This is a genomic window from Microbacterium sp. NPDC058342 (genome assembly GCF_042723935.1).
Taxonomy (GTDB): Bacteria; Actinomycetota; Actinomycetes; order Actinomycetales; family Microbacteriaceae; genus Microbacterium.
Genome location: NZ_JBHXID010000001.1, coordinates 288,684 through 314,559 on the forward strand (window position 1 = coordinate 288,684; position 25,876 = coordinate 314,559).

General features: G+C 71.0%; 21 protein-coding genes. 13 read left to right on the forward strand and 8 right to left on the reverse strand.

What is annotated here, in order from left to right:
• Positions 1 to 112 precede the first annotated feature (112 nt).
• The 9 genes from ACFWHT_RS01330 to ACFWHT_RS01370 all read left to right on the forward strand — a co-directional run bounded on the left by ACFWHT_RS01330 (position 113) and on the right by ACFWHT_RS01370 (position 10,707).
• Positions 113 to 1,132 carry an iron-siderophore ABC transporter substrate-binding protein gene (locus ACFWHT_RS01330; RefSeq protein WP_378824741.1) on the forward strand — a complete coding sequence of 340 codons (1,020 nt, stop codon included), beginning with the start codon at positions 113 to 115 and terminating at the stop codon, positions 1,130 to 1,132.
• Entirely contained in the window at positions 1,129 to 2,169 is a 1,041-nt protein-coding gene (locus ACFWHT_RS01335) for a FecCD family ABC transporter permease (protein ID WP_378824743.1), read from the forward strand. The genes ACFWHT_RS01330 and ACFWHT_RS01335 overlap by 4 nt, the downstream gene beginning before the upstream one ends.
• Complete coding sequence (locus ACFWHT_RS01340; protein ID WP_378824745.1) at positions 2,166 to 3,233, forward strand: FecCD family ABC transporter permease; 1,068 nt, start codon at positions 2,166 to 2,168, stop codon at positions 3,231 to 3,233. Before ACFWHT_RS01335 ends, ACFWHT_RS01340 begins: the two co-directional genes overlap by 4 nt.
• Complete coding sequence (locus ACFWHT_RS01345; protein WP_378824748.1) at positions 3,230 to 4,030, forward strand: ABC transporter ATP-binding protein; 801 nt, start codon at positions 3,230 to 3,232, stop codon at positions 4,028 to 4,030. The genes ACFWHT_RS01340 and ACFWHT_RS01345 overlap by 4 nt, the downstream gene beginning before the upstream one ends.
• Positions 4,020 to 4,946 carry a siderophore-interacting protein gene (locus ACFWHT_RS01350; protein WP_378824750.1) on the forward strand — a complete coding sequence of 309 codons (927 nt, stop codon included), beginning with the start codon at positions 4,020 to 4,022 and terminating at the stop codon, positions 4,944 to 4,946. The genes ACFWHT_RS01345 and ACFWHT_RS01350 overlap by 11 nt, the downstream gene beginning before the upstream one ends.
• An 80-nt stretch (positions 4,947 to 5,026) precedes the next feature.
• Positions 5,027 to 6,775 (forward strand): beta-galactosidase family protein, encoded by a 1,749-nt coding sequence (locus ACFWHT_RS01355; protein ID WP_378824752.1) that lies wholly within the window; start codon positions 5,027 to 5,029, stop codon positions 6,773 to 6,775.
• Positions 6,772 to 8,052 (forward strand): alpha-L-fucosidase, encoded by a 1,281-nt coding sequence (locus tag ACFWHT_RS01360; RefSeq protein WP_378824755.1) that lies wholly within the window; start codon positions 6,772 to 6,774, stop codon positions 8,050 to 8,052. The genes ACFWHT_RS01355 and ACFWHT_RS01360 overlap by 4 nt, the downstream gene beginning before the upstream one ends.
• An 85-nt stretch (positions 8,053 to 8,137) precedes the next feature.
• The gene (locus ACFWHT_RS01365; RefSeq protein WP_378824757.1) at positions 8,138 to 8,350 is read left to right on the forward strand and encodes a heavy-metal-associated domain-containing protein; all 213 of its coding nucleotides are present in this window, start codon (positions 8,138 to 8,140) and stop codon (positions 8,348 to 8,350) included.
• The gene (locus ACFWHT_RS01370; protein ID WP_378824758.1) at positions 8,347 to 10,707 is read left to right on the forward strand and encodes a heavy metal translocating P-type ATPase; all 2,361 of its coding nucleotides are present in this window, start codon (positions 8,347 to 8,349) and stop codon (positions 10,705 to 10,707) included. Before ACFWHT_RS01365 ends, ACFWHT_RS01370 begins: the two co-directional genes overlap by 4 nt.
• A 410-nt stretch (positions 10,708 to 11,117) precedes the next feature.
• Here ACFWHT_RS01370 and ACFWHT_RS01375 read toward each other — a convergent pair whose 3' ends face one another.
• Positions 11,118 to 11,702 carry a GNAT family N-acetyltransferase gene (locus ACFWHT_RS01375; RefSeq protein ID WP_378824760.1) on the reverse strand — a complete coding sequence of 195 codons (585 nt, stop codon included), beginning with the start codon at positions 11,700 to 11,702 and terminating at the stop codon, positions 11,118 to 11,120.
• A 62-nt stretch (positions 11,703 to 11,764) separates the two neighbouring features.
• Entirely contained in the window at positions 11,765 to 12,661 is an 897-nt protein-coding gene (locus ACFWHT_RS01380) for a siderophore-interacting protein (RefSeq protein WP_378824762.1), read from the reverse strand.
• A gap of 29 nt (positions 12,662 to 12,690) precedes the next feature.
• Here ACFWHT_RS01380 and ACFWHT_RS01385 point away from each other — a divergent pair, with 29 nt between their 5' ends.
• From ACFWHT_RS01385 to ACFWHT_RS01400, 4 genes are all read left to right on the forward strand, one after another.
• Positions 12,691 to 13,545 carry an ABC transporter ATP-binding protein gene (locus ACFWHT_RS01385; protein ID WP_378824763.1) on the forward strand — a complete coding sequence of 285 codons (855 nt, stop codon included), beginning with the start codon at positions 12,691 to 12,693 and terminating at the stop codon, positions 13,543 to 13,545.
• Positions 13,546 to 13,592: 47 nt separating this feature from the next.
• Complete coding sequence (locus ACFWHT_RS01390) at positions 13,593 to 14,624, forward strand: iron-siderophore ABC transporter substrate-binding protein (protein WP_378824766.1); 1,032 nt, start codon at positions 13,593 to 13,595, stop codon at positions 14,622 to 14,624.
• Entirely contained in the window at positions 14,621 to 16,696 is a 2,076-nt protein-coding gene (locus ACFWHT_RS01395) for an iron ABC transporter permease (protein WP_378824767.1), read from the forward strand. The genes ACFWHT_RS01390 and ACFWHT_RS01395 overlap by 4 nt, the downstream gene beginning before the upstream one ends.
• Before the next feature lie 121 nt (positions 16,697 to 16,817).
• Complete coding sequence (locus ACFWHT_RS01400; protein ID WP_378824769.1) at positions 16,818 to 17,711, forward strand: intradiol ring-cleavage dioxygenase; 894 nt, start codon at positions 16,818 to 16,820, stop codon at positions 17,709 to 17,711.
• On the opposite strand, the gene ACFWHT_RS01405 is transcribed toward ACFWHT_RS01400, so the two are convergent.
• From ACFWHT_RS01405 to ACFWHT_RS01430, 6 genes are read right to left on the reverse strand one after another with little or no spacing between them, the layout of a single operon-like run.
• A complete protein-coding gene (locus tag ACFWHT_RS01405) occupies positions 17,681 to 18,838 on the reverse strand; it encodes a Gfo/Idh/MocA family protein (RefSeq protein ID WP_378824771.1) in 1,158 nt (385 codons plus the stop codon). The genes ACFWHT_RS01400 and ACFWHT_RS01405 overlap by 31 nt on opposite strands.
• Positions 18,838 to 19,644: a class I fructose-bisphosphate aldolase gene (locus ACFWHT_RS01410; RefSeq protein ID WP_378824773.1), complete on the reverse strand. Its 807-nt coding sequence runs from the start codon at positions 19,642 to 19,644 to the stop codon at positions 18,838 to 18,840. Before ACFWHT_RS01410 ends, ACFWHT_RS01405 begins: the two co-directional genes overlap by 1 nt.
• A 45-nt stretch (positions 19,645 to 19,689) precedes the next feature.
• Complete coding sequence (locus tag ACFWHT_RS01415) at positions 19,690 to 21,474, reverse strand: sialidase family protein (protein ID WP_378824775.1); 1,785 nt, start codon at positions 21,472 to 21,474, stop codon at positions 19,690 to 19,692.
• Entirely contained in the window at positions 21,471 to 23,012 is a 1,542-nt protein-coding gene (locus ACFWHT_RS01420) for an aminotransferase class III-fold pyridoxal phosphate-dependent enzyme (protein ID WP_378824777.1), read from the reverse strand. The genes ACFWHT_RS01415 and ACFWHT_RS01420 overlap by 4 nt, the downstream gene beginning before the upstream one ends.
• A gap of 28 nt (positions 23,013 to 23,040) precedes the next feature.
• Positions 23,041 to 24,426: a hypothetical protein gene (locus tag ACFWHT_RS01425; protein ID WP_378824779.1), complete on the reverse strand. Its 1,386-nt coding sequence runs from the start codon at positions 24,424 to 24,426 to the stop codon at positions 23,041 to 23,043.
• Entirely contained in the window at positions 24,423 to 25,811 is a 1,389-nt protein-coding gene (locus ACFWHT_RS01430; RefSeq protein WP_378824780.1) for an L-fuculokinase, read from the reverse strand. The genes ACFWHT_RS01425 and ACFWHT_RS01430 overlap by 4 nt, the downstream gene beginning before the upstream one ends.
• Positions 25,812 to 25,876 lie beyond the last annotated feature (65 nt).

A 25,876-nucleotide genomic window follows, 5' to 3' on the forward strand; every position in this document is an offset into this window, starting at 1 on the left:
TCACAGCGTAATGAACGGCCGTCCGGCCGAGGGAGGGCTGTGGTTCCCGCCCAGTCGTTAGGGTAGGCTTACCTTCGCTGTTCTCCCGCCCCTCTCCTGTGAAGGAACGCCCGTGCGCACCTCCCGTCTTCTCGGCGCCCTCGCGGTCGCCGCTCTGGCTCTCGGCCTGGCCGCCTGCTCGACCTCCGCATCCGGAGACGCCGAGCCCGGATCGGCGGATGCCGGCGCCGACTTCCCCGTCACGATCGAGCACGTCTACGGCGAGACCGTCATCCCCTCGCGGCCGGAGCGCATCGCGACCGTCGCCTGGGCCAACCACGAGGTCGCGCTCGCGCTCGGCGTGGTGCCGGTGGGCATGGGCAAGGTCACGTGGGGCGACGATGACGGCGACGGCGTGCTCCCGTGGGTCGAGGACGAGCTCGAAGAGCTGGGCGCCGAGACCCCCGTGCTCTTCGACGAGACCGACGGCATCGACTACGAGGCGGTCAGCGACACCCGCCCCGACGTCATCCTCGCCGCGTACTCGGGCCTGACCGAGGAGGAGTACGAGACCCTGTCGAAGATCGCACCGGTCGTGGCCTACCCGAAGAATCCGTGGGGCACCACGGTCGACGACATGGTCACCATGAACGCCGCCGCCATGGGCCGGGCCGACGAGGGCGAGAAGCTTCTCGACGAGCTGCATGCGAAGACCGCTGCCGCGCTCGACGAGCACAGCGTGCTGAAGGACAAGAAGGTGCTGTTCACCATGCTTGATCTCAGCGACCTCAGCCAGATCACCTACTACACGGCCAACGACACCCGGCCCGGGTTCCTGCAGCAGGCCGGCATCCCGATGCCCGCGATCGTCGAGCAGCACGCCGACAGCACGGACTTCTATCTGACTCTCAGCGCCGAGCAGGCCGACCAGCTCGACGACGTGGACCTGTTCGTCACCTACGGCGACGATTCCACGCTCGCCGCCCTGCAGGCCGATCCGCTGCTGTCGAAGGTTCCCGCCATCGCCGCGGGTCACGTCGCGATCCTTCAGAACGCCACGCCGCTCGCGGCGTCCGCCAACCCCTCACCGCTGTCGATCGGGTGGGGCCTGGAGGACTACTTCGCCGTGCTGGCGGAACCGTTCTCCGAGTGAGCGCCGTCGCGCCCGCCCGACCGGACGCCGCCGTCGTGCGGCGCCCGGCGGGCGTGCGCACACTCTGGCTGATCGCCGGCGGCCTCGCCGTCGTGGTGCTGGCGGCCCTGTCCGTCTCGTTCGGGGTGCGCGCGGTCAGCGCATCCGACATCATCGCGGGACTCAGCGGTCACGCCGACACCCTCGCCGAGGCGGCCGTCCTCAAGCGCGTGCCGCGCACCGTGCTCGCCGCGCTCGTGGGCGCCGCCCTGGCCGTCTCGGGTGCGGCCATGCAAGCGGTCACCCGCAACCCGATCGCCGACCCCGGCATCCTGGGCGTGACCAACGGCGCCTCCCTCGCGGTGGTCGTCGGCCTGGCGTTCTTCGGCCTCACCGGGGCCTGGGGCCAGATCGCGGTGGCCATCGCGGGCGCGGCGATCGCCGCCGTGTTCGTGTACTCGGTCGGCTCGCTGGGCCGGGGCGGCGCGACCCCGCTCAAGCTGACCCTCGCCGGTGCCGCGAGCTCTGCCGCCTTCGGCTCCCTGATCAGCGCCATCATGCTTCCGCGCGTGGATCTGCTGCAGGCGTGGCAGTCCTGGCAGGTCGGCGGTGTCGGCGGTGCCGATTGGGTGAAGATCGCCGTGCTCGCGCCGGTGCTCGCCGTCGGCGCCCTGGTCTGCCTGGCCTGCGCGCGCGGCATGAACTCCCTCGCCCTCGGCGACGATATGGCGGCAGGCCTCGGCGAGAACGTGTTCCGCACCCGGCTGATCGCCGCTCTGGGCGCCGTCGTGCTGGCCGGCGCCGCCACCGCGATCGCCGGACCCATCGGCTTCGTCGGGCTCGTCGTCCCGCATCTGTGCCGGGTGCTGGTGGGCACCGACCACCGCTGGCTGCTGCCCTTCTCCGCCCTGACCGGTGCCACGCTGCTGCTGGCCGCCGACGTCGTCGGCCGGGTGATCGCCGTCGACGAGGAGATCCAGGTGGGCATCGTCACCGCGGTGATCGGGGCGCCGTTCTTCATCTGGATCGTGCGCAGGCAGAAGGTGCGTGAGCTGTGACCGTCGCCGATCCCCGCGCCGAGGCCGCCGTCGTCCCTGTCGGCGCCGCCGCGGTGGCCGCCGGGCGCCGGGCGCGCCGGCGCCGTCACGCCCTGGCCAGCGTCGTGCTGGGCGTGCTGCTGCTCGCCCTGGCATCCGTCGCCCTCATGGCGGGCAACACGTTCTACACGCCCGCCGAGGTCGTGCGGGTCATCCTGGGCGAGACCGTTCCGGGTGCGTCGTTCACCGTCGGCGAGCTGCGTTTGCCGCGCACCGTGCTCGCGATTCTCGCCGGTGCGGCGTTCGGCGTCGCGGGCGTCACCTTCCAGACCATGCTGCGCAACCCGCTGGCGTCGCCCGACATCATCGGCATCTCCGAAGGCGCGAGCGCCGTCGCCGTGATCGGCATCATCGGGCTGTCGCTGGACGGGCCCGTCATCGGACTGCTCGCCCTCGGCGGCGCTCTCGCGACGGCGGTGGCCATCTACCTGCTCGCGAACAAGGGCGGCTTCGCCGGCACCCGGCTGATCCTCATCGGCATCGGCGTCGCGGCCATGCTGCAGAGCGTCGTGTCGTATCTGCTCTCGCGCGCTGCCCAGTGGGACATACAGACCGCCATGCAATGGCTCACCGGAAGCCTCAACAACGCCTCCTGGGAGCGGGCCCTCCCCCTGCTCATCGCGATGCTGATCGTGCTGCCGGTGCTGCTGGTGCAGGGCCGATCGCTCGGGATGCTGCGCCTGGGCGACGACTCGGCCGCCGGACTGGGAGTGCGCGTCGGCGTCGTGCGGATGCTCTTCATCGTCGGCGCCGTCGTGCTGCTGGCGTTCGCGACCGCGGCGACCGGACCGATCGCCTTCGTGGCCTTCATGGCCGGTCCCATCGCGGCACGGATCACGGGTCCCGGCGCCGCGCTGCTGACACCCAGTGCCCTGGTCGGTGCCGTGCTGGTGCTCGCCGGCGACCTGATCGGCCAGAACGTCTTCGACGCCCGCTACCCTGTGGGCGTGATCACCGGCGTGCTCGGCGCGCCCTACCTCATCTATCTGCTCGGCCGCATCAACCGCCAGGGGGCCTCGCTGTGACCACCAGCCACCAGCTCGCCGCCGAGAACATCACGCTCGGCTACGGCGACCGCACGGTCGTGGACGGCCTCGACCTCGCGATCGCTCCGGGCCGGATCACCTCGATCGTCGGCGCCAACGGATGCGGCAAGTCCACGCTGCTGCGTGCACTGGCGCGGCTGCTGCGCCCCGAGGCGGGCCAGGTCGTGCTCGACGGCGCGTCCATCCGCAGCCGTTCCACCCGGGAGATCGCGCGGGTGCTCGGGCTGCTGCCGCAGTCGCCCGTGGCACCCGAGGGCATCGCGGTCGCCGATCTGGTCGGCCGCGGCCGGCATCCGCACCAGCGGACGCTGTCGCGCTGGACGGCGCACGACTACGCGGTCGTCGCCGAAGCGCTGGATGCCACGGGCATCGCGGATCTCGCCGACCGCAGCGTCGACGAGCTCTCCGGAGGTCAGCGCCAGCGCGTCTGGATCGCGATGGCGCTGGCGCAGGAGACCGACATCCTGCTGCTGGACGAGCCGACGACGTTCCTCGACGTCGCCCACCAGGTGGAGGTGCTCGATCTGCTCACCGACCTGAGTGTCAGCCGCGGCACCACGATCGTCATGGTGCTGCACGACCTCAACCTCGCCGCGCGCTACAGCCAGGAGCTCGTCGCCATGAAGCAGGGCCGGGTGGTCGCCGTCGGCGCGCCGGCCGACATCGTCACCGCCGATCTCGTGCACGAGGTGTTCGGGATGGCGAACCAGGTGACCGTCGACCCCGTCTCGGGCACCCCGATGGTCACCCCGATCGGAAGGCACCATGTCCGCTGACCCCCGCCCCTCGTACCTCATCGGACGCGCGATCGTGCGCGAGGTGGAACGGGTCTCGCCCAGCTTCGCCCGCATCACCTTCGGTGGTGAGCAGCTCGCCGAGATCGGCGAGACCGGCGAGCTCTTCGACGCCAGGATCAAGCTGGTCTTCCCGCCCGCATCCGGTCGTGTCCCGGACGTCGACTCCGACACCGGCGACTGGTACGGCTCCTGGCTGGCGGTCCCGGAGGACGAGCGCGGCTCGATGCGCACCTACTCGGTGCGCGAGCTGCGCACCGACGGCGAGAACCGGATCGTGGTCGACTTCGTGCTGCACCTGGAGCCGGGGCTGTCCGGACCGGCATCGCGATGGGCGGCGGAAGCGGCGGTGGGCGACGAGATCCTGCTGGTGGGGCCACGTCGCGGCCGTGAGGACCGCAGCGGGATTGAGTTCGCGCCGGGCGCCGCGTCGAGTCTGCTGCTCGCCGGCGACGAGACCGCAGCCCCGGCGATCGCCCGGATTCTGGAGGATTCGCCGGCGGATGCCCGGGGCATCGCCTTCATCGAGGTGCCCGATGCGCGCGACCAGCTGAGCATCGACGCGCCGGCCGGCGTCGAGGTGCACTGGCTGCCCCGCGGCGGCGTCGCGCACGGGCTGAGGCTGATCCCCACCGTGCTGGACTACCTGGGCGATCGCACGGACATCGTCGTAACGGATGCCGACACCGAGGCGCCGCTGTGGGAGACGCCGGTCTACTCGAGCCTGGGCGAGGAGATCGGCGCGGCGGATGCGGAGGACGGGCGCTACTACTGGATCGCGGGTGAGAGCGGCGTGGTCACCACGCTGCGCCGGCACCTGGTCAAGGACCTCGGCGTCTCGCGCGCGCAGGTGGCCTTCATGGGCTACTGGCGGCGCGGCGTGGCCATGAAGGGCTGATCCGCGCCGACGCCGTGCGGGATGACAGGATGGTGACGTCAACATCCTGACGCGAGTCGTCATCATCCGGACGGAGCCCGATGTCCCCCTCCCTCACCTGGCGCGACGGCCTGCTCTTCCGCGATGGCCGGCGGCATCGCATCCTGTCCGGCGCGATGCACTACTTCCGCATCCACCCGGATCAGTGGGAGGACCGCCTGCGCCGTCTGGCGGCGATGGGCGCGAACACCGTGGACACCTATGTCGCCTGGAACTTCCACGAGCGCACCGAAGGCGAGTTCGACTTCACCGGCTGGCGCGATGTCGCGCGGTTCATCCGAATCGCGGGCGAGGTCGGCCTGGACGTGTACGTGCGCCCCAGCCCCTACATCTGCGCGGAGTGGTCGAACGGTGGCATCCCGTTCTGGCTCTCGGGCCGCACTCACGCGTTGCGCACGTCGGACCCCGTGTTCCTCGCCGCGGTCGACGCCTGGTACGACGCGCTCATCCCGCAGCTCGAGCCGCTGCAGGCCGTGCACGGCGGACCCATCCGGCTGATCCAGGTCGAGAACGAGTACGGGTCGTACGGCTCGGACGCCGCGTACCTGGCCCATCAGCGCGACGGCCTGCGCCAGCGCGGCATGGTCGAGATGCTCACCACCGCCGACGGCACCACGGCCGACATGGTCGCGAACGGCAGCATCCCCGGGGTCATGGGCACCTTCACCTTCGGCACCGGCGTCGCCCTCGCCCAGCAGCTGCGCCGCGACGATCATCACCTCATGTGCAGCGAGCTCTGGGGCGGCTGGTTCGATCACTGGGGTGAGAAGCACCACGTCCGCTCGGCCGACAGCATGATCGGCACCGTGAACGCCCTGCTGGAGGCGGGCGGATCGGTGAGCGTGTACATGGCGCACGGCGGCACGAACTTCGGACTGTGGGCGGGAGCCAACCACGACGGCACGCTGCTGCAGCCGACCATCACCAGTTACGACTCCGACGCGCCCATCGCCGAGGACGGCAGTCTGGGCGACAAGTTCCATGCGCTGCGCACCGCCTTCGCCCCGTTCCACGAGGGCGAGCTGCCGCCGGTCCCGGATGCCCCGCGGCGTCAGCCGGCGGCATCCGCCGCGCTGAGACCTGTCGCCACGCTGCTGGAGACCTTGCGCGCGCAGCCCGTGGCGGCCGTCGCGCCGATGCCGCTCAGCTACGAGCAGCTCGGCGCCGAAGAGGGACTGGTGGCCTACGAGTCGCCCGTGGCGTTCGAGGCCGACGCCATGCTCACGCTGCTCGGGCTGCGCGACCGCGCGACGGTGTTCCTCGACGACGTGCGCCTGGGGACGATGGAGCACGACGGCGAGCACACTCTGGCGCTTCCGGCAGAGGGCGGCGCCGGCAGGCTCACGATCGTCGTCGAGAGCCTGGGGCGCATCAACTACAGTCCGCTCACCGGCGAGCACAAGGGCATCCTGCACGGAGTGCTCGTCGGCCGCCGCTTCCAGCACGGCTGGGAGCACCGGATGCTGCCGCGCGACGACGTGCCCGTCGTCGACGTCGTGCGCACCGGACGCGCGGACGACGGACTGGCCACCGCATCGTTCACCGTCGACGAACCGGCGGACGCCTGGATCGCGCTGCCGGGTTCGGCGAAGGCCATGGTGTGGCTGAACGGCTTCCTGCTCGGACGCTGGTGGGACCGGGGACCGCAGATCACGCTCTACGCCCCCGGTCCGCTCTGGCGCGCGGGCGAGAACGAGGTCGTCGTGCTCGACACCGACCGGCTCGGCGCGAGCGTGGAGATCCGCGAGCAGCCCGATTACGGCGAGGTCGAGGAGTTCATCGGCGTATGAACAGCATGCTGCGGCCGACGCCCGCCCAGCTGGCCTGGCAGCGCGCCGGGGTCGGCGTCTTCCTGCACTTCGGGCTGAACACCTTCGCGGGAGTGGAATGGAGCGACGGCACGCTCGATCCCGCCATCTTCGATCCTTCGGATCTGGACGCCGGGCAGTGGGTGGACGTCGCTGTCGAGCTCGGCGCGGCGTACGTCGTGCTCACGGCGAAGCACCACGACGGCTTCTGTCTGTGGCCCACCCGCACCACGGATTACTCCGTCGCCTCTTCACCGTGGCGCGACGGGCGCGGTGACGTGGTCGCCGAGGTCGCCGACGCGTGTCGCCGGCGCGGCATCGGCTTCGGCGTCTACCTCTCGCCGTGGGACCGGCACGCACCCGAGTACCCCGACCCCGATGCCTACGACGAGCTGTACGCCGCGCAGCTCACGGAGCTGATGACCGGGTACGGCGACCTGACCGAGGTGTGGTTCGACGGCGCCGGCTCCGACGGGCGCACCTACGACTGGGCCGCGTACATGCGCATCGTGCACGAGCACCAGCCCGGCGCGATGGTGTTCAACATGGGTGCGCCGACGATCCGCTGGGTCGGGAACGAGGACGGCCTGGCATCCGATCCGGTCGAGTACGTCACCGACCGCCTGGCGCTGAACCAGTACGTCACCGGCAGCGACGCGCTCGCCGAGCACGTGTACGCACCGCCGGAGTGCGATGTGTCGATCCGGCGCGGCTGGTTCTGGCATCCGGATGACGAGCCCAAGAGCGTCGCCCATCTGATGGCGATACACCTGCAGTCCGTCGGAATGGGTGCGGGGCTCCTGCTGAACCTGCCGCCGGACACGACCGGCCGCATCGACGCGGCGGACGTGCGGAGGGTCGCCGAGTTCCGTGCCGAGCTCGACCGCCGCTTCGCCGGCCCCGTGCACGCGACGCTCGAGCGGCGCGCTCCCGGTGTGTGGAGAGTCGCACTGCCTCAGCGGATCGAGGTCGGGCAGATCGAACTGCGCGAGGCCATCGAGAACGGCCAGCGCATCACCCGGCACGCGGTCGTCGCCGAGGGGCGGGAGCTGCTCGTCGCGGGCACCGTGGGCGTGCGACGCATCCACTCGATCGCCCCGATCGGGCTCTCCACGTTCGAGATCCGTGCCGACGCGGACGCCGAGCTGCAGGCTGTGACGGTCTATCCGCACGATCCCGCACTCATCCGCCCGGAGCTTCCCGAAGGGTACGAGGCTCCGACCGACCCGCCCGACCTTGACCCGGGGCCGGCGCTCTGACCACCGATCGGGAATAGCCGGGGCGGATGCGGTGTAGTACTCTGCAGGAGTACCCCTAGGGGGTATTAAGCGCAGAGGAGACACCATGACCACCATCGAATTCCAGGTGACCGGGATGACCTGCGGGCACTGCGAGATGTCCGTCCGGGAAGAGGTCGGCAAGATCGCCGGCGTCGAGAGCATCGACGTCAACGCCGAGACCGGTCGACTGGTCGTCACCTCGGCGTCCGCCGTCGACGCGGATGCCGTGATCGCCGCCGTCGACGAGGCCGGCTACCGGGCGGTGTCGACCCGATGAACGCCGCGGCGCGGGACGGCGCAGAGGGGTCCCGGATCGATCTCGAGATCCGCGGGATGACCTGCGCATCCTGCGCCATGCGCATCGAGAAGCGGCTCAATCGGATCGAGGGCGTCACCGCCACCGTGAACTACGCGACCGAGAAGGCGCAGGTCACGGCCGCTGCGGTCGTCGATCCTGCTGAGCTCATCGCCGCCGTCGAGGACGCCGGATACTCCGCGGCCCTTCCCGCCCCCGCGGCGGCGCCGGCAGGCGAGGGCGACGCCGGTGAGGATCTCGAGCTGCGATCGCTGCGGCATCGCCTGATCGGATCGGCCGTGCTGTCGATCCCGGTGATCCTGCTCGCCATGATCCCTGCGCTGCAGTTCCCGTACTGGCAGTGGGCGTCTCTGACCCTGGCCGCTCCCGTGATCGTGTGGGCCGCATGGCCGTTCCATCGGGCGGCCTGGGTGAACCTGCGTCACGGCGCAGCCACCATGGACACGCTGATCAGCCTCGGCACCTCGGCGGCGTTCCTGTGGTCGCTCTACGCGCTGTTCCTCGGCACCGCCGGTGAGCGCGGGATGACGCACGGCTTCTCGTTCACGATCGCGCCGAGCGACGGTGCGGCGAACATCTACCTCGAGGTCGCAGCCGGCGTCACGATGTTCGTGCTTGCGGGCCGCTACTTCGAGAAGCGCGCGAAGCGTCGTGCTGGCGCCGCACTGCACGCCCTGCTGGAGCTCGGCGCGAAGGATGTCGCTGTGCTGCGCGAAGGGCGGGAGACCCGCATCCCGACCGCGGAGCTGCGCGTCGCGGACGAGTTCGTCGTCCGCCCCGGCGAGAAGATCGCCACCGACGGAGTGGTGGTCTCGGGGTCGTCGGCCGTCGACCAGTCGATGATCACGGGGGAGGCGCTCCCAGTCGAGGTCGGCGAGGGCGATGCGGTCACCGGCGCGACCGTGAACGCCGGCGGGCGTCTGGTCGTGCGGGCCACCCGTGTCGGCTCCGACACGCAGCTCGCGCAGATGGCGCGGCTGGTGGAAGACGCGCAGACCGGCAAGGCCGAGGTGCAGCGCCTCGCCGATCGCATCTCCGGCGTGTTCGTCCCGATCGTCATCGTCATCTCCATCGCCACGCTGGGCGCATGGCTCGGCGCGGGATTCCCGGCATCCGCCGCCTTCACCGCGGCGGTGGCGGTGCTGATCATCGCGTGCCCCTGCGCGCTGGGCCTCGCGACGCCGACCGCCCTGCTCGTCGGCACCGGCCGTGGCGCGCAACTGGGCATCCTCATCAAGGGACCGGAGGTCCTCGAATCCACCCGCCGCGTCGACACCGTCGTCCTGGACAAGACCGGTACGGTCACCGAGGGCCGGATGCGCGTGGCCTCGGTGGTTCCCGAGCAGGGTGAGGACACCGCCCTGACGCTGCGGATGGCCGGTGCGCTGGAGCACGCCAGCGAGCATCCGATCGCGCGGGCGATCGCATCCGCCGCCCGCGCCGGTGCCCTCCCGGCTGCCCTCTCGGCCGCCCTCTCGGCTGAGAATGTGGCGCACTCTGCCGCATCCGAGCCCGCGGATGCGGCCATCTCCGCCACATCGGCGGGGCCGCACGCCACGACGACGGGCCTGCCCGCCGTCGCGTCGTTCAAGAACGACGCGGGTCGCGGTGTCAGCGGCGTCGTCGAGGGGCACGCCGTGCTCGTCGGACGGCTGTCGCTCCTGGAGGACTGGGCCATCCACCCGTCGGCCGAGCTGCTGGCGGCGAAGAGCCGGGCCGAGGATGCGGGTCAGACCGCGGTGCTCGTGGCCTGGGACGGCCAGGCGCGCGGGCTGATCGTCGTGGCCGACGAGGTCAAGCCCACCAGCGCCGAGGCTGTCGCGTCGCTCAAGGCTCTCGGACTCACCCCCATCCTGCTCACCGGCGACAACGAGGCTGCAGCTCGCCACATCGCCGCGCAGGTCGGCATCGATGAGGTCATCGCCGAGGTCCTCCCCGCCGACAAAGTCGCCGTCGTCGCCCGGCTGCAGTCCGAGGGGCGCGTCGTGGCGATGGCCGGCGACGGTGTCAACGACGCGCCGGCGCTCGCGCAGGCCGACCTCGGCATGGCGATGGGAACGGGCACGGACGTCGCGATCGAGGCATCCGACATCACGCTGGTGCGCGGCGATCTGCGCGCCGCGGCCGACGCGATCCGGCTCTCCCGCCGAACGCTCGGCACGATCAAGGGCAACCTCTTCTGGGCGTTCGCCTACAACGTCGCCGCGATCCCGCTCGCTGCACTCGGCCTCCTCAACCCGATGCTCGCCGGCGCGGCCATGGCGTTCTCGAGCGTGTTCGTCGTCGGCAACAGCCTGCGCCTGCGGTCGTTCCGCTGACTCGACACGGGCTCCAGGTCGCAGTTCGTCCCGGTTTCCGCTCGATCGTCGTCGCCAGGTCGCAGTTCGTCCCGCTCTGAGGCGCCCAGAGCGGGACTTTTTGCGACTTGGACGGGTGGCGGATGCCGAGAACGGGACGTCTTGCGACTTGGACGGGTGGCGGATGCCGGCGAACGTCGACACGGACCCGCCGGGAGGGGGTCAAAGGCTCCGCGCGCGTAGATGTTCGGGTCGCAGTTCGTCCCGGTTTCCGCTCGATCGTCGCCGCCAGGTCGCAGTTCGTCCCGCTCTGAGGCGCCCAGAGCGGGACTTTTTGCGACTTGGACGGGTGGCGGCTGCCGGGAACGGGACGTTTTGCGACCTGGACGGGAGGTGGATGCTGAGAGCGGGACCTCGGCACCCGCCGGGCGTCAGCGTCGCCCGGGCCACTCCTCGGCCAGCAGGCCGTAGTTCATGCCGTCCATCCATTCGCCGGAGCGGTGCAGTGCGGTGCGCCGGCTGAACTCCTCGCGCCGCATGCCCAGCCGTTCCATCAGCCGCCACGACGGCTCGTTGGCCGCGAAGCATCCCGCGTGGACTCGCCGCAGGCCGAGCGCGCCGAAGCAGACGTCGATCGCGGCGCTCACCGCCTCGCGGGCGTAGCCCCGCCCGGTGTATGCGGGGGCGAGCACCCAGCCCAGTTCGGCCTCGGTTCCGTGCGCCTCTTCGGCGACCTCCGCCTGCGCCCAGCCGTCGCCGATCCTGATCATCAGGTCGCCGATGATCGCGGGCCCGCCGTCGGCATCCGGCAGCACGATCACCAGGGTCGTCGCGCGCCGCTCGGAGTCGGAATACGTCTCGTGGAACTCCTCGCGCGTGGCCGGCGCGCGGCCGAGCCACTCGCTCACCTCGGGGAGCCGACGGAACGCCCACACGGCATCCAGATCGGCGATCTCGAGCGGGCGGAGCTCCAGACGTTCAGTGCGGATCGGCCAGGCTGCAGCGCTCAGGGACATCCCGCCAGCGTAAACCCCTGGTCGGCGCGGTCACACCCGACAGGGGTCCGCGTGGCCCGACGTCAAGACGCCTCGGCGCGCCCCTGTCGCCAGTAGCCCATGAAAGCGATCGAACGGCGGTCGATCCCGAGGTCGCGCACGAGGTGGCGGCGCAACGCCGTGATCGTGCCGGCCTCCCCGGCGAGCCAGGCGTACTCGCCGCTGCCGACGGCCTCGGGAACATCCCAGAGCACGTCGGGGTCGGTTTCGGCCAGTGCGGTGCCCGGAGCGGATGCTGCGGCGCGCTCGCGGCCCCAGGCGTGCACGGCGGCGCTGAGCCGGACCCCGTGGGCGGCGCCGCCCCGCGCGAGCCAGGTCACGCGCACGCCGTCCGGTGCGCTCAGCGGCAGCGCGTCGCTCTCGGTCGGAACCTCGATGCAGACGTCTCCGGTGATTCCGTCGTGCAGCGACTCGACGATCGAGCAGATCGCCGGCATGGCGGTCTCGTCGCCGGCGATGAGCACGGATGTCGCGGTTCCCGGCTTCCACTCGATGCCGCCGCCCGGCGCCTCGGCGCGCGAGTCGGGTCCCACGACGAACATCGGATCGCCCACCCCTGCTCCGCCGGCCCATGCGGACGCCGGCCCCTCCGTGCCGTGCAGCGCGAAGTCGACGTCGATCTCCCGATCCCCCGGACGCGGTGAGCGGATCGTGTAGGTGCGGATCGGGTTGCGCAGCTCGTCGGGCAGTTCCCGCCAGCGCCGGTACCAGTCGGTCATGCTCTGCGTCTCGTCGAACTGACCCACGTCGGTGATGGTCCCGTCGGCGAACGGGATGATCAGCTTGATGCGCTGATCGAGCCCGTCGGTGCCGAAGTGGGCGAGGTCGTCGCCGGCCAGCGTGATGCGCGTGAAACTCGGCGAGAGCGCCGTGATCCGCGCGACGGTGGTGCGGAACGTTCGGTAGGGGTGGTGACTCACCCCTACAGCCTAGGTTAGGCTTTCCTAACGTGACGACCATCACCGATTCTCCCCGCGCCGACGAGTTGCATGGCGAGTCCCTCGCGCTGAGCTACGGCCGCACGCGCGTGGTGCACGAGGTGTCGCTTCACCTGCGCCCCGGCACAGTGACCGCGCTCATCGGCCCGAACGGCAGCGGCAAGTCCACGGCGCTGCGCGCGCTGGCGCGCCTTCACCGGGTGGACGAGGGGATCGTGCGCGTGGCCGACGCGCAGGGCGAGCGTGACGCGGCGGCCCTCTCCGCGAAGGAGTTCGCGCGCACCGTGGCCATGCTCTCGCAGTCGCGCCCGCATCCCTCCGGCCTCGAGGTGCGCGACGTCGTCGCCTACGGCCGGCACCCCCATCGTGGCCGTTTCAGCGGGATGACGGATGCCGATCGTGAGGCGATCGCACATGCCCTGGAGCTCACCGGACTGGATGCCATGGTGCACCGCGCGGTCGACGAGCTCTCCGGGGGCGAGCTGCAGCGGGTCTGGCTCGCCACGGCGCTCGCGCAGAGCACAGGCATCCTGCTGCTCGACGAGCCCACCAACCACCTCGACCTGCGCTACCAGGTCGAGACCCTGGATCTGATCTGCGACCTGGCCGACCGCGGCACGGCCGTGGGCGTGGTTCTGCACGACCTCGGCCACGCGGCATCCGTCGCCGATGAGGTCGTGCTCATGCACCGCGGCCGCGTCCACGCCTCCGGAATGCCGGAGGCCGTGCTGACCTCCGAGAACCTCACCGAGGTCTACGGGCTTCCGATCGAGGCCCAGCTCGACGAGCGCACCGGTCGCGTGCAGGTGACGCCGCGGGGCAGGCACCACGCGCGCGTCCGCGCCCTCTCCGCTCTCTCCGCCTGACCCGATCTCCCTCGCCCGAAACGTCCCGACAACACCGGAGCCCTCTGATGAACAAGCCCCTCGCCGCCCTCGCGACCCTCGGCGCTCTCACCCTCGCACTCACCGCCTGCGGCACCACGTCGTCGGCTGAGCCGAAGCCCGATCAGACGACCTCGTCCGCGAGCGGGGTCGGCTGCGCCGACGACACCACGAAGACGTCCACCGGTGCCGTCGAGCTCACCGACGCCTTCGGTCGCTCCGTGACGCTCGACGAGCCGGCCGCGAAGGTGGCCGTGCTCGAGTGGCAGCAGATCGAGGACGTGCTCTCGCTGTGCCTCACCCCTGTCGCCGTCGCCGACGCCGAGGGCTATCGCACGTGGGACACCGCCGAGGAGCTCCCGGACGACGTCAAGGACGTCGGCACGCGCCAGGAGCCGAACCTCGACGCGCTGTTCGCCACGGAACCCGACCTCGTCATCGTCGAGGCGTACACGCGTGACGACGCGATCATCGGCCAGCTGGAGAAGTACGGCGTGCCCGTGCTCGCCACGCTCGGCGCCGATGCGAAGGACCCGATCGCGCAGATGCTCGGCACCTTCGATCTGATCGCCGAGGCCACCGGCCGCACCGAGCGCGCCGACGTCGTCAAGGACGAGTTCGAGCAGAAGCTCGACGCGGGCAAGGAGGCCGTCGCCGGCGCCTCGCTGCAGGACGCGCCCTTCGTGTTCTTCGACGGATGGGTCGACGGCGGCAACGTGTCGCTGCGGCCGTTCGGCCAGGGCTCGCTCATCGGCGAGCTCGGCGAGGAGCTCGGTCTGAAGAACGCCTGGACCGGAGAGGTCGACGCGGCGTACGGGCTGGGTTCGACCGACATCGAGGGGATGACCACGATCGGCGACGCGATGCTGCTGTACACGGGCACGCCCGACCCCGACTCGGAGAGCTTCGTCACCGCCGCGGAGAAGAATCCCGCCTGGGCATCCATCCCCGCCGTGAAGGAGGACCGCATCCACGCCTTCCCGGCCGGTATCTGGACCTTCGGAGGCCCGCGCTCGGCCGAGCAGATCATCGACGCGTACGTCGACGTCATCACGAAGTGACCTCGCGCGCGACCCGCTCGGCTCACGACTCGGCGCCCGGAATGAACGCTTCGGATGCCGTCGTCGCTCGCCGCGGCGGGGGCAGCACCGTGCGCGCCGCCGCGGCGCTGCTCGGCCTGCTGCTCGTGCTCGTGCTCGTCTCGGGCTGGCATCTCACCCAGGGCACGAGCGGTCAGGTGCTCGCCGACCCCGAGATCCTGTTCGGGTCGCGCCTGCCGCGGCTCGCCGCCGGTGTCGCGGTCGGTCTGGCACTGGGCGTCGCAGGGCTGCTCATGCAGTCGCTGTCGCGCAACCCGCTCGCCTCGCCCGACACCCTCGGCGTCACCGGGGGCGCGTACTTCGCGGTCACGGCGGTCACGGCCTTCGGCCTGAGCATCCCGTTCTGGGCATCCGGCCTGGTCGCCTTCGCGGGCGGGCTGGGCGCCGCCGCGCTCGTGCTGGGCCTGGCCGGCGGGGCCGCCTCGTCGACGACCCGGCTCGTCCTCGCAGGCTCGGCACTCGCGCTGGCCCTGCAGGCGGGCACTTCCGCGCTGCTCGTGCTGTTCGACGAGGAGACCGAGGGACTGTTCGCCTGGGGGAGCGGCAGCCTTTCGCAACTCAGCATCGAATCGTTCCTGCGCGCGGCTCCGGTCATCGCGGTCGCGATCGGGCTGGCGCTCGCCCTCACCCGGCGCCTGGACGTGCTGGCCCTGGGCGACGACACCGCGTCATCGCTGGGCGTCCCGATCCGGTCCACGCGTGTCATCGGCATCCTCCTGTCGGTGGTGCTGACCGCGGCCGCGGTGACCCTCGCCGGACCCATCGGCTTCGTCGGACTCTGCGCCCCTGTGCTCGCCCGGCTGCTCTCGCGCCTGGTCCCCGCGCTCGGGCGGCACGCCCTGCTGATCCCCACGTCCGCGCTCATCGGCGCGATCGTCGTGATCGGCGCGGATGCGGTGCTGCGCGCGCTGATCGGCGCAGAGGGCGCGATCGTCGTCCCCACAGGAGTGGCGACGACGATCCTCGGGGCCGTGGTGCTGATCGTCATGGCACGGCGCCTGCGCGATGCGGGGCCCACCCGGCGGCCGCCGAGCATCCGCTTCGGCGTGCGCAGCACGCGCCGGTTCGCCGTCGTGCTCGTCATCGGCCTCGCGGCACTCGCGGGCGTCATCCTGGTCGGGATGCTCGTGGGCGCGACGCCCCTGCTCACCGGCGACATCCTGCTGTGGATGCAGCAGCAGGCGCCGCCGCTCGTGTCGTTCGCACTCGACGAGCGCTCGCCCCGTGTGATCGCCGCGGTCGTCGCCGGCGCCTCGCTGGCCCTGGCGGGAACGGTCACGCAGGCCGTCAGCCGCAACCCCCTCGCCGAGCCCGGACTGCTCGGCATCACGGGTGGGGCGGGCCTGGGTGCGGTGCTCGTCGTCACGAGCGCCGCCGCGTCGACGTTCGGCATGCTCGCCGCCGCGGTGGTCGGCGCGCTGCTCGCCTTCGCGCTCGTGTACGCACTCGCGTGGCGGGGCGGGCTCAGCGCCGACCGGCTCGTGCTGATCGGCATCGGCGTCTGGTACGGGAGCACCGCGCTGACCACGTTCGTGCTGCTGCGCTCCAACCCGTGGGACACCCCGAAGATCTACACGTGGCTGTCCGGCACCACCTACGGTCGCATCTGGGAGCAGGTCGTGCCGCTCGCGCTCGTGCTGCTCATCGCGCTGCCGTTCGTGATCGCGCAGCGGCGCGATCTCGACATCCTGGCGATGGACGAGGACACGCCACGGCTCGTCGGCATCCGCCTCGAGCGCACCCGCCTGGCGCTACTCGTCGCGGCCGCCGTGCTCGCCGCCCTCAGCGTCTCGGCGGTCGGGGTGGTCGGGTTCGTCGGCCTCGTCGCGCCGCACGCCGCACGTGCCCTGGTCGGAGCGCGCCACGGCCGGGTGATCCCGGTGGCCGTCGTGCTGGGCGCCGTGCTGGTGGGCGTGGCGGATGCCGTGGGCAGGACGGTCCTCGCGCCGGCTCAGCTGCCGGCGGGACTGGTGGTCGCCCTGCTCGGAGCGCCGTACTTCGTGTGGCTGCTGTGGAGATCGCGCGACGCGTAGCATCCGTTCATCGGATTCGCAGAGGATGCTCATCGCCTTCTCCCGTCTGCCGCATGTGATCGCCTCAGAGTGCGTTGGTTCTCTTGCAGCATGGGCACCGCGCCCGCCGAGAGGACGAACGATGAGCACCGCAGCCGACCCCCGCTGGATGGACGCGAACGGGAACGAGATCGACGAGGACCACCGCGGCCTGGTCTACGACATCCGGACTCTGATCGACCGACGGCGGGTGCTCGGCATCTTCGGCGGCATCGCCGCGACCACCCTGCTCGCCGCGTGCGCTCCCACGGCATCCGGTTCGGCCGGAGGGGAGCCGCCGGCCGAGGGCGGCCCCGGCGGTCCCGGCGGTCAGGGCGGCCCGCCGGCAGCGCAGGACGACTCCGAGCTGCTCGACGGCGAGGTGCCGGACGAGACGGCCGGTCCGTACCCCGCCGACGGTTCCAACGGCGTGAACGTCCTCGACGACTCAGGCATCGTGCGCGGCGACATCCGCTCCAGCTTCGGCTCGTCCACGACGACCGCCGAGGGTGTGCCGCTGCAGATCGTGCTGACCGTGCGCGATGCCGCCACGGGCAGCGCCATGGCCGGAGCCGGGGTCTATCTCTGGCACTGCGACCGCGACGGCAACTACTCCCTGTACTCGGACGGGGTGAAGGACGAGAACTACCTTCGCGGCGTGCAGCAGACCGACGACACCGGCACCGTGCGCTTCACCTCGATCTACCCGGCCTGCTATTCGGGGCGGTGGCCGCACATCCACTTCGAGGTCTACGAAGACGTCGACAGCGCCGTCGCGACGGGGCCGATCGTGAAGACATCGCAGATCGCCCTCCCCGATGAGACCAACGCGAAGGTGTACGCCACCCGCGGTTACGAGAGCAGCGTCCGTAACGCGTCGCGGGTCACCCTCACCGGTGACAACGTGTTCGGCGAAGACGGCGGCGTCCTGCAGCTGGCGACCGTGACCGGCGATGTCGAGAAGGGCTACACGGCGGCGCTGTCGATCGCGGTGTGAGCACGGTGGGCGGGCACCGGCTGCGGTGTGCTCCCCGACCGCAGCGACACGGTCGCGAGATGCGTGGTCGCCACGGCCTCTCGTGCGGCGACGCTCGAGGTCTCGGTCTCGATGCCGTCCGCCGCGAAGTCGAGGAACTCGCGGATCAGGAAGTGGTCGGCACCGCCGTGCTCGGCCGACGACTCGCCGGAGATGGGCACGACGACGTCGGGTTCGCCGAAGCCGCTGATCCGCGTGTTCCACACGCGGATCTCGCCACCGGCCGTGTCGCCGTGATTCTCCAGACGGCCCGCCGTGCCGATGACGGTGTAGTTCCGCCAGTAGTCGGGCGTGTAATGGCACTGCTCGTAGCTGGCGTACACCCCGTTGTCGAGCTGCATGTGCACCATGGAGATGTCCTCGACGTCGATGACCGGGTGCAGTCCGGTCTGAGCGGCGGGCGGCCAGTTCGCCACGTCGACCCAGTCCGCGGCGATCTCCCCGTCGCGCTCCCTGCGCGCGGTCACATCGCCGTACACGGTGAGACCTCCCATCGCCGAGACGACGCGCGTGTACCCTCCCGCGAGCCAGTGGATGACGTCGATGTCGTGCGCGCCCTTCTGCAGGAGCAGACCCGTCGTGTTCGCGCGTTCGGCGTGCCAGTCCTTGAAGTAGTAGTCGCCGCCGTTGCCGACGAAGTGCCGGCACCAGATCGCCTTGACCTCGCCGATGCTCCCGGACCGGATGAGCTCGCGCATCTGGCGGATCACCGGCATATGACGCATGTTGTGGCCGACGTACAGTCGCCCGCCGGTGCGCTCTGCGGCATCGAGGATGCGGTCGGCGCCCGCCGTCGTGATGGCAAGCGGCTTCTCGCAGAACACCGCCTTTCCCGCCTCCAGCGCCGCGATCGCCTGCTCCTCGTGCAGATGGTCCGGTGTGAGGATCATCACGGCGTCGATCCCAGGCCCGAGCGCGTCGGCCAGGTCCGCGGACACACGGCAGTCCGGGTCGTCGGCGAGCGCACGCTCGCGTCCCTCCGGCTGCGCGTCGACGACGAGGACGATCGTCGCGCCGTGCCGGCGCAGGATCGGGGCCAGTGTGCGCCCGCGGGATCCGTAACCGATGATCGCAATGCGTCGGGGCATCACGCCTCCTCGGGAGCGACCAGCGCGAACGCCTCGTCGGCGGTCGCGTCGGTGTGCGTCAGGGCCATGAGGGCCCGGGTCATGCCGACCGGATCGTGATGCTGCAGGATGTTGCGTCCGTAGACCAGCCCGCTGACACCGGTCTGCATCAGCTCGTGCGTGCGGGCGAGCACGCGGCGGGTGTCGTCGCGCCCGCCGCCGCGCACCAGCAGGGGGCGCCCGCCTGCCGCCTCGACGGCGTGCACGTAGTCGGCCGTCTCGTCGCTCGGGTCGGCCTTGATGATGTCCGCACCGAGCTCGACGGCCTGGCGCACGAGGGTGACGATCTTCTCGATGTCGCCGTCGACGCCGTAGCCGGTGTCGTCCGGCTTCATCGCGAGGGGCTCGACCATGAGCGGCATCCCGGTCTGATCGGCCCATGCCCGCGCGCGGGTGACGTTCTGCACGGACTGGTGGAAGAGCTCGGGCTTGTGCGGCAGGGCGAGGAAGTTGACCACGATGCACGCGGCGTCGTAGTACACGGCGCGCTCGAACGCGCCCTCGATCATCTGGCTGAACAGATAGTCGTCCCGCTTCGGACCGTAGAAGTTGCCGGCATCCGTGCGAACCACCAGGGCCGGCTTGCGCCCCGCGCGGTTCTGCAGCACCGGGGCCTGCCCGGGTGAGAGCTGGATGGCGTCCGGGCCGGCGGCGACGAGGGTGGCGACGGTCGCGTCGATGTTCTCGATGCCCGACAGGAAGCCGTGGGTGCCGAAGGTGCCGTGGTCGACGGCGACGTCGAGGCAGCGGCCATCGGTGCCGAACATGCGGGAAAGGCGAGCAGGGGCGTGAATCATCGTGATCCTTCCGGGTCAGGCGTACCAGTCGCCGGTTCCGGCGTCCTGGACATCGTCGAGGGGGTGTGGTGCGTGGACGCTGGCGAGCCAGCGAAGTCGTTCGCCTTCGCGGCGGAGCACTCCGGCGCTGAGCAGCCGTTCGACGATGACGGCGTCGAGGACTCCGTCCGGCAGGTACGGGTCGTCGGTGCCTGCGTGCGCGCGGAGGGTGGCGATGAGATCGGGAGCGTCGGCCTGCAGCTGCGGCGAAACGTAGAGCACGCCGCCCGCGAAGTACGCGTCGTGGGGGAACCGGGTGCGTCGCCGGGCGGTGAGGGCGGCCACGCACATCATCGGGCTGTGCACCTCGCCGCCGTCGGACGGCTCGGCGACCGCATCGACGTTGTAGAAGAAGTGGATGTCGCCGATGCCGTCGAAGAACGACGCGTCGACCCGCGCCACGCCATCGGCATCCGTCATCGCGGCTCTCACGACCGGCGCTCGGTCCTGGGGAAGAGTGGATGCGGTGCCGTCGGCGTTCCAGACGGGCAGGAAGCGGAAGGTCACCTCGACCCCGGCGCACGGGCCCTCGGCTGAGGAGAGCCGCGCCGAGAACGCGTTCAGATACTGGTCGTGATCCGCCGACATCAGCCGTTCCAGCGTCAGCCGCCGGGGAGCGGGCAGGCCGTCGCTGATGCGGAACAGGTCGACGGCGATGGTCATGTCCTCTTGACCGAACGCGCTGTCGCCGCCGCGATGCCCGTAGTTGGCGACCCGGCCGTCGGGCATGGTCATGAGGAAGGGCTGGTAGAGGCTCGGGGGCAGGCCGTCCACCGGCAACCAGTTCTCGCCGAGGTCGTTCGAGGCCGAGTACGGCTTGCCGCGTCGCGACCCGACCAGCACGTCGCCCGGAAGCGCGACGATGCTCTCCGGAACATGCCCGCCCTGCGGATCAGCGGTCGGATCCGACGGCGCACCGCGGCGGATCGGCAGCATCGGGCCGTTGATGAAGCCGTCGCCGTGCCGGCGCACGATCTGACGCCCGACAGGGGTGCCCTGCACGTCCCCGGCGATGAACAGCAGCCCGCCGTCGGCCAGCTCCACGACGTCGTACTCGTGGGCACCGATGCCGGGGAGCACATAGTGCGGCGCGCTGTAGGTCCGGCCGTCGGAAGAGGTGAGGAAGAACGTCTGGATCTTGCTGAGGTAGGTCTCGCCCGGAAGCATCGTGTTGCGCGTCGAGCGCTCGCGATCGCCGCCCCACGGAGTGCCGTAGAGCGAGGCGAGCACGATGATCGACCCGTCGCGCAGCCGGCGGACGCGCCAGAGGTACGGCGCCGTCCCCTCGAGGAGTCTCGTCACCCCGGTCCAGGTGCTTCCTCCGTCGGAGCTCTCGCGCACGTCGATGAAGTCGCACCAGCCCGTGCGCTCGGCGTTGACCCTGCCCACGTCCAGGCCGATGATCCTGCCGTCGGGAAAGCCGACGTTGCAGAACGAGCCGTCGTCGAGATGGCAGCGACCCGTCTCGCGGTACGTGCGCCCGGCGTCGTCCGAGACGAGGTAGACCCGCTCCGAGAACTCGGTCGCGCTTCCGCATTCGATCGAGGCGTAGGACACCGGCGCCCCGGTGGCCTCGCCCATCTCGAGAAGCGGGGGGACGTAGCGGGGATCGGGCGCCGAGACGGTCTCCTTGAACGAGACGCCCACACGTCCGTCTCCGTAGTCGAAACCGGTCACCCAGGCGACGAAGCCCGGCCGCTGTTCGGGCGCATAGACCTCGACGCGTTCGACGTCCTCGGCACGGACGGAGACGACGCTCATGCCCGCAGGCCTTCCAGCACGGCATCCATCCGATCGACGATCACGTCGATGATCTCGCTGTCCACGATCACGGGCAGCTTCAGCAGGGCGGTGGGAGGCGCGGCGGGTTTGTACGCCTGGACGCTGGAGTCGATGCCGTGCGCCGATTCGAGCACAGCGCAGAACCGCAGCGCCGCCTGCGGGGAGTGGAACTCGAGGCCCGCCATCAGTCCGTCGCCGGTGACGTCAGAGACCAGATCGGCGTGCTTCGCGACCAGTCCCCGGAGCCCTTCGTGCAGATGGGCGCCGGTCGTCTCGAGATGCGCGCGGTTCTCGGCGAGGAAGGTCATCGTGATGAGGTAGGCGAGGCTCGCGAGCTCCTCCTGACCGTTCGTCACGAGCGCGCCGAACTGGCTCAGCCGATCGGCCGCGGCCGTGGTGATGATCCGGCTCGCGGGATACGCGCCGCCGGGAAACCCCTTCCCGACGGCGATGAGGTCGGGGTTCAGGCCGAGTCGCGCGGTGAGCAGCGCCTCGGGGTACCAGGCGCACGACTGGATCTCGTCGCACAGCACCAGGCCTCCGGCCGCCTGCACCAGGCGGTGGGCCTCGCGCAGGAAGTCCGCGTCCAGCAGCATGCCGCCGTAGTTCATCAGGACGATCTCGTGGCAGAAACCGGCGATGCCATAGCCGTCGCGACTGTACCGCGCGACCTTGTCGCGGACGTCGTCGATGTCGTTCATCTGCACGCCCACGACCTTGTACAGCCCCGCCTCCTCCGCCGCGCGGGTGAATGCGGGCCACATGCCCCGCAGAGTCTGCGCGACGATGGTGGTGCCGTGATAGTTGCCCGCCGGTCCGCCGTCGTTGTCGGCGATGACCAGGAACACCGGGATGTCCTCACGGCCCCTCCCGGGCCCGTCGGCCTCGTAGAACGCGGCGAGCATCATCTTCAGCGCCGCCTCCGCCGCGAGCGACCCGGTCTCGAGGTTGATCACCCGGTTCAGCACCTGCGGGCGCCGGTCGGAGAGGACTGCGTCGACGGCCGCCGCGTCCTGGATGCCGAGGCCGTTCGCCGCTGCGACGAGGGCGCGCTCCGCGAGCCGGGTGACGTGCCCGCGGGTGTTGTTGTGGGTGGCGTTCGGGATGCCGAGGGCCGCGGCGTTGGCGAGCAGGCGATGCCCGGGGAAGGCATGGCCGAGCGACAGGTGGTAGTGCTCACTCTTGGCCGCCAGGTAGATGCGCCCGTCCGAGCCGATGCGACAGGGGCCCAGCCCGCCGAGTGGTGCGGCCGCCGTCTTCTGCGCGCGTCGATAGGAATCCGTCGGTGCGCCCTCGAGATCATCGGCGAACGGCGGCACGAGGCTGTCGCCGGTGCGTCGCGCCAGCTCACGTGCGCGCTCGGCGAACGCCGGCGGGTAGAAGTCCACGGCCTCGTCGGCGAGCGCGGCCAGCGCGGACTCCTCGGTGCCCGACACGGCGTGAGCGGTGCGGATGACGGCATCGATGTAGTCCGAGCCGAGCAGGTCTCTCAGGGAGCGGCGGGGCGAGGTGATCATGGGGTCTCCGGGGTCGCGGTCGTAGGGGTCAGACGGTGACGAGTTCGACGTCGTTGACGCGGCACCACATCTCCAGGCGTGCGCGCTGCTCGCCGAGCACGACCGCCTGGTGGTGCGCACCGCCCGCGCGCAACCAGCCCTCGGCGGTCGCCGCGGCACCGGCATCCGGACGGAAGAAGAAGTACGGCATCTCGCACCGGGTGAGATCCGCGCGCTCCAGCATGTCGCCGGATGCGCACACCAGGCGCCAGCGGTCGGCACCGTCGTGCACGAGCGACGCCACCGTCGCGCGGCCGGGGCGCAGCGTGAAGATCGGGGTGGGCGGGTTCTCCAGGCCGCCCTCGGTGAGCACGCGGTCGATGAGGCGCGGCCGCTGCGCGGCCATCCGCCAGTTGCCCTCGCCGGCATGGCAGAACAGGATCGCGTCGTTCTCGAGGTCCATCATGTACATCTCCGAGAAGTCGGCCTCGCCGAAGAGATCGATGAACGTCGTCACCAGCACGGCCGCCATGACATCGCCCTCAGCGGCGTATCCGTACCCTTCGGCGAGCAGATGCGACGCCGCGAGGAGCGGCAGCTGCCGGAATCGGCCGTCGGCGCCGAAGTCCTCGTAGTGCGCGGTGTAGCCGTGCAGGCCGTTGTGCTCGAGCCACGCGCGCAGAGCGAGGTGCAGGCGCACGGCATCCCGGTGATCCGCGCCGGCCAAAGCGGGGTCGACGTCGAATGCGGCGCCGTCGCGCTCGACGACCGCATCGACCTCCTCCTCGGACAGGTTCGCGAGGAACGGATGCAGCTCGCCGACGGCGTGGCGGGTCACGTGCGGTCCCAGATCGCGCATCAGGGCGAGCTCGTCGATGAGGATGTCGCCCATGCCGGGAAGAGCGCCGATCGCGCCGATGCGCATCCGGCGCGCCCGGCTGCGTGCACGCGCGACGGCGCCGAAGTCCCTCACGAACACGGGGAGAGCGGAGCGCGGGCCGGCGAAGTGCTCGATGCTCACGCCCGATCGCCGCAGCGTGTTCGCCACGTCCTGTGCACCATGGATCCCCTGGTTCACGGTGAGCGCGCGCTCCTCGATGTCGAAGGCCACCCGCTCGTCGGGCTGAACGAGGGCCAGGGCGATCGGAAGCGTCGTGTCGCGCGCGGCGCGGACGACGTGCTGTGCCGGTGCGTAGGAGAGCATGAGGATGACGATCCCGTCCATGCCGTCGGCCTCGAAGCCGCGGACCGTCTCCTCGATCGACTGACGCGAGGTCGCCGCGCCGGGGAAGACGGCCTCCACGTCGTCCCCCAGTTCGTCCAGGACGCGACGGACGAACCCCTCCTGTTCTTCCTGGATGCCGGGGAACAGCGGCTTGTACGCATCCAGGAGCAGTCCGAGGATGCCGATGCGGGGTCGTGTGCTGTGCGTCATCGTCTGTCCTCGATGGTCGTGGCGGGTGCGAGCTCGGCGGAGATCGCCGGGCGGGGTGCGGAGCCGCGCGGCAGGAGACCGAGTCCCCAGGCGGCGATGATGGCGGCGCCCGTCGAGGCGGCATGCGGGACGGCCAGGCGTTCGAGTGGGCGATCCGTGAGGTCGGCGGTGATGCCGAGCCACACCTCGCTCTGCGCGCCTCCGCCGCTGACGCGCAGCGTCCGGATCGGCGCGCCGACGGCGTCGAGCCCGGCGAGCAGTCCGGTGACCTCGCCGGCGAGGGCCTCGTACACGGAGCGCGCCAGCTGCGCACGCGTGGTGGAGAGGGTGATGCCGTCCCAGCCCCCACCCGGACCACTGAGGACGGGCCGGAAGCGCACGCCCCCGCATCCCGGCTCCGACTGCGCCGCGAGGGCGTCGAATGCGGCGTAGCCCGCGTCGCCGGCGCCGAGGGCGAGGATCTCGCGCAACCAGGTGACGGCGATGCCGGCGGTGGGCCGGAAGCCGAGCGCGAGGCTCATCCCGGGGACGGCGTGCCGGTACACGGTCACGTCGGTGCCGATCGCGCGGGACGGATCGGCGATGGCGGATGCCACGACCAGTGCGGTGCCCGCGGTGTGGCTGCCGATGCCCGGCTCGACGACGCCGGCGGCGAGTGCGACGCACACCTGATCCATCGCTCCCGCGATCACGGGTATGCCGGGCGTCAGACCGAGCCGGTCGGCCGCGTCGGCGGTCACGGCGCCGATGGTCTCCCCAGGGCTGACGCGCTCGCCGAAGAGCGAGGCGTCGAGACCCGCAGCGGCCAGTGCGTCCTCCCAGAGCTCGTCGGCTGCGATGTCGAACCAGCCGGTCGAGCAGTGCACGCTGCGACCGGCCGTCAGGCGGCCGGTCAGCGAGTGCACGATGAAATCCTCGACGAGCACGACGCTTCTCGTGCGCGACCAGCGCTCCGCCTCATGCGTGCGGAGGTGCATGAGCTTCGCGAGGGGAAGCGTGCCGTCGAAGCCGGGCAGGCCGGTCACGGCGTGCACGCGCTCGCGCCCGAGCTCTCGCTGCAGCTGCCGGGCCTCGAGCTCCGCGCGGTCGTCCAGCCAGACGATCGCGGGCGCGCAGGGGCGGCCCTCCTCATCGAGCAGGATCAGCGTCTCGCCCTGCGTGGTGCAGCAGATCGCACGGATCGGCCACGCCGGGTGAGCGGCGACGAGGTCGCGGACGGCGGCGGCGATGGCATCGAGGTAGACCTGCGGCTCGACCTCGATGCGACCGTCTACCGCATCGAGCGCATACTCGGCGACGCGTGTGTCGATCAGGTCGCCGACCGCTTCCCAGAGGGCGACCTTGACGGCTGACGTGCCGATGTCGATCGTGATGATCGCTTCCATGCGCACCCGCCTCGATCCTGGTCAGATGTTCCGCTGCGCCGCGGTGGGATGGGAGCCGGGTCGGA

Excerpts from the sequence above, each read along its gene's own strand:
- ACFWHT_RS01350 (WP_378824750.1), top strand. The coding sequence starts at position 4,020 with ATGTCCGCTGACCCCCGCCCCTCGTACCTCATCGGACGCGCGATCGTG.
- ACFWHT_RS01355 (WP_378824752.1), top strand. The coding sequence starts at position 5,027 with ATGTCCCCCTCCCTCACCTGGCGCGACGGCCTGCTCTTCCGCGATGGC.
- ACFWHT_RS01360 (WP_378824755.1), top strand. The coding sequence starts at position 6,772 with ATGAACAGCATGCTGCGGCCGACGCCCGCCCAGCTGGCCTGGCAGCGC.
- ACFWHT_RS01365 (WP_378824757.1), top strand. The coding sequence starts at position 8,138 with ATGACCACCATCGAATTCCAGGTGACCGGGATGACCTGCGGGCACTGC.
- ACFWHT_RS01370 (WP_378824758.1), top strand. The coding sequence starts at position 8,347 with ATGAACGCCGCGGCGCGGGACGGCGCAGAGGGGTCCCGGATCGATCTC.
- ACFWHT_RS01375 (WP_378824760.1), bottom strand. The coding sequence starts at position 11,702 with ATGTCCCTGAGCGCTGCAGCCTGGCCGATCCGCACTGAACGTCTGGAG.
- ACFWHT_RS01390 (WP_378824766.1), top strand. The coding sequence starts at position 13,593 with ATGAACAAGCCCCTCGCCGCCCTCGCGACCCTCGGCGCTCTCACCCTC.
- ACFWHT_RS01400 (WP_378824769.1), top strand. The coding sequence starts at position 16,818 with ATGAGCACCGCAGCCGACCCCCGCTGGATGGACGCGAACGGGAACGAG.
- ACFWHT_RS01405 (WP_378824771.1), bottom strand. The coding sequence starts at position 18,838 with ATGCCCCGACGCATTGCGATCATCGGTTACGGATCCCGCGGGCGCACA.
- ACFWHT_RS01410 (WP_378824773.1), bottom strand. The coding sequence starts at position 19,644 with ATGTTCGGCACCGATGGCCGCTGCCTCGACGTCGCCGTCGACCACGGC.
- ACFWHT_RS01415 (WP_378824775.1), bottom strand. The coding sequence starts at position 21,474 with ATGAGCGTCGTCTCCGTCCGTGCCGAGGACGTCGAACGCGTCGAGGTC.
- ACFWHT_RS01420 (WP_378824777.1), bottom strand. The coding sequence starts at position 23,012 with ATGATCACCTCGCCCCGCCGCTCCCTGAGAGACCTGCTCGGCTCGGAC.
- ACFWHT_RS01425 (WP_378824779.1), bottom strand. The coding sequence starts at position 24,426 with ATGACGCACAGCACACGACCCCGCATCGGCATCCTCGGACTGCTCCTG.
- ACFWHT_RS01430 (WP_378824780.1), bottom strand. The coding sequence starts at position 25,811 with ATGGAAGCGATCATCACGATCGACATCGGCACGTCAGCCGTCAAGGTC.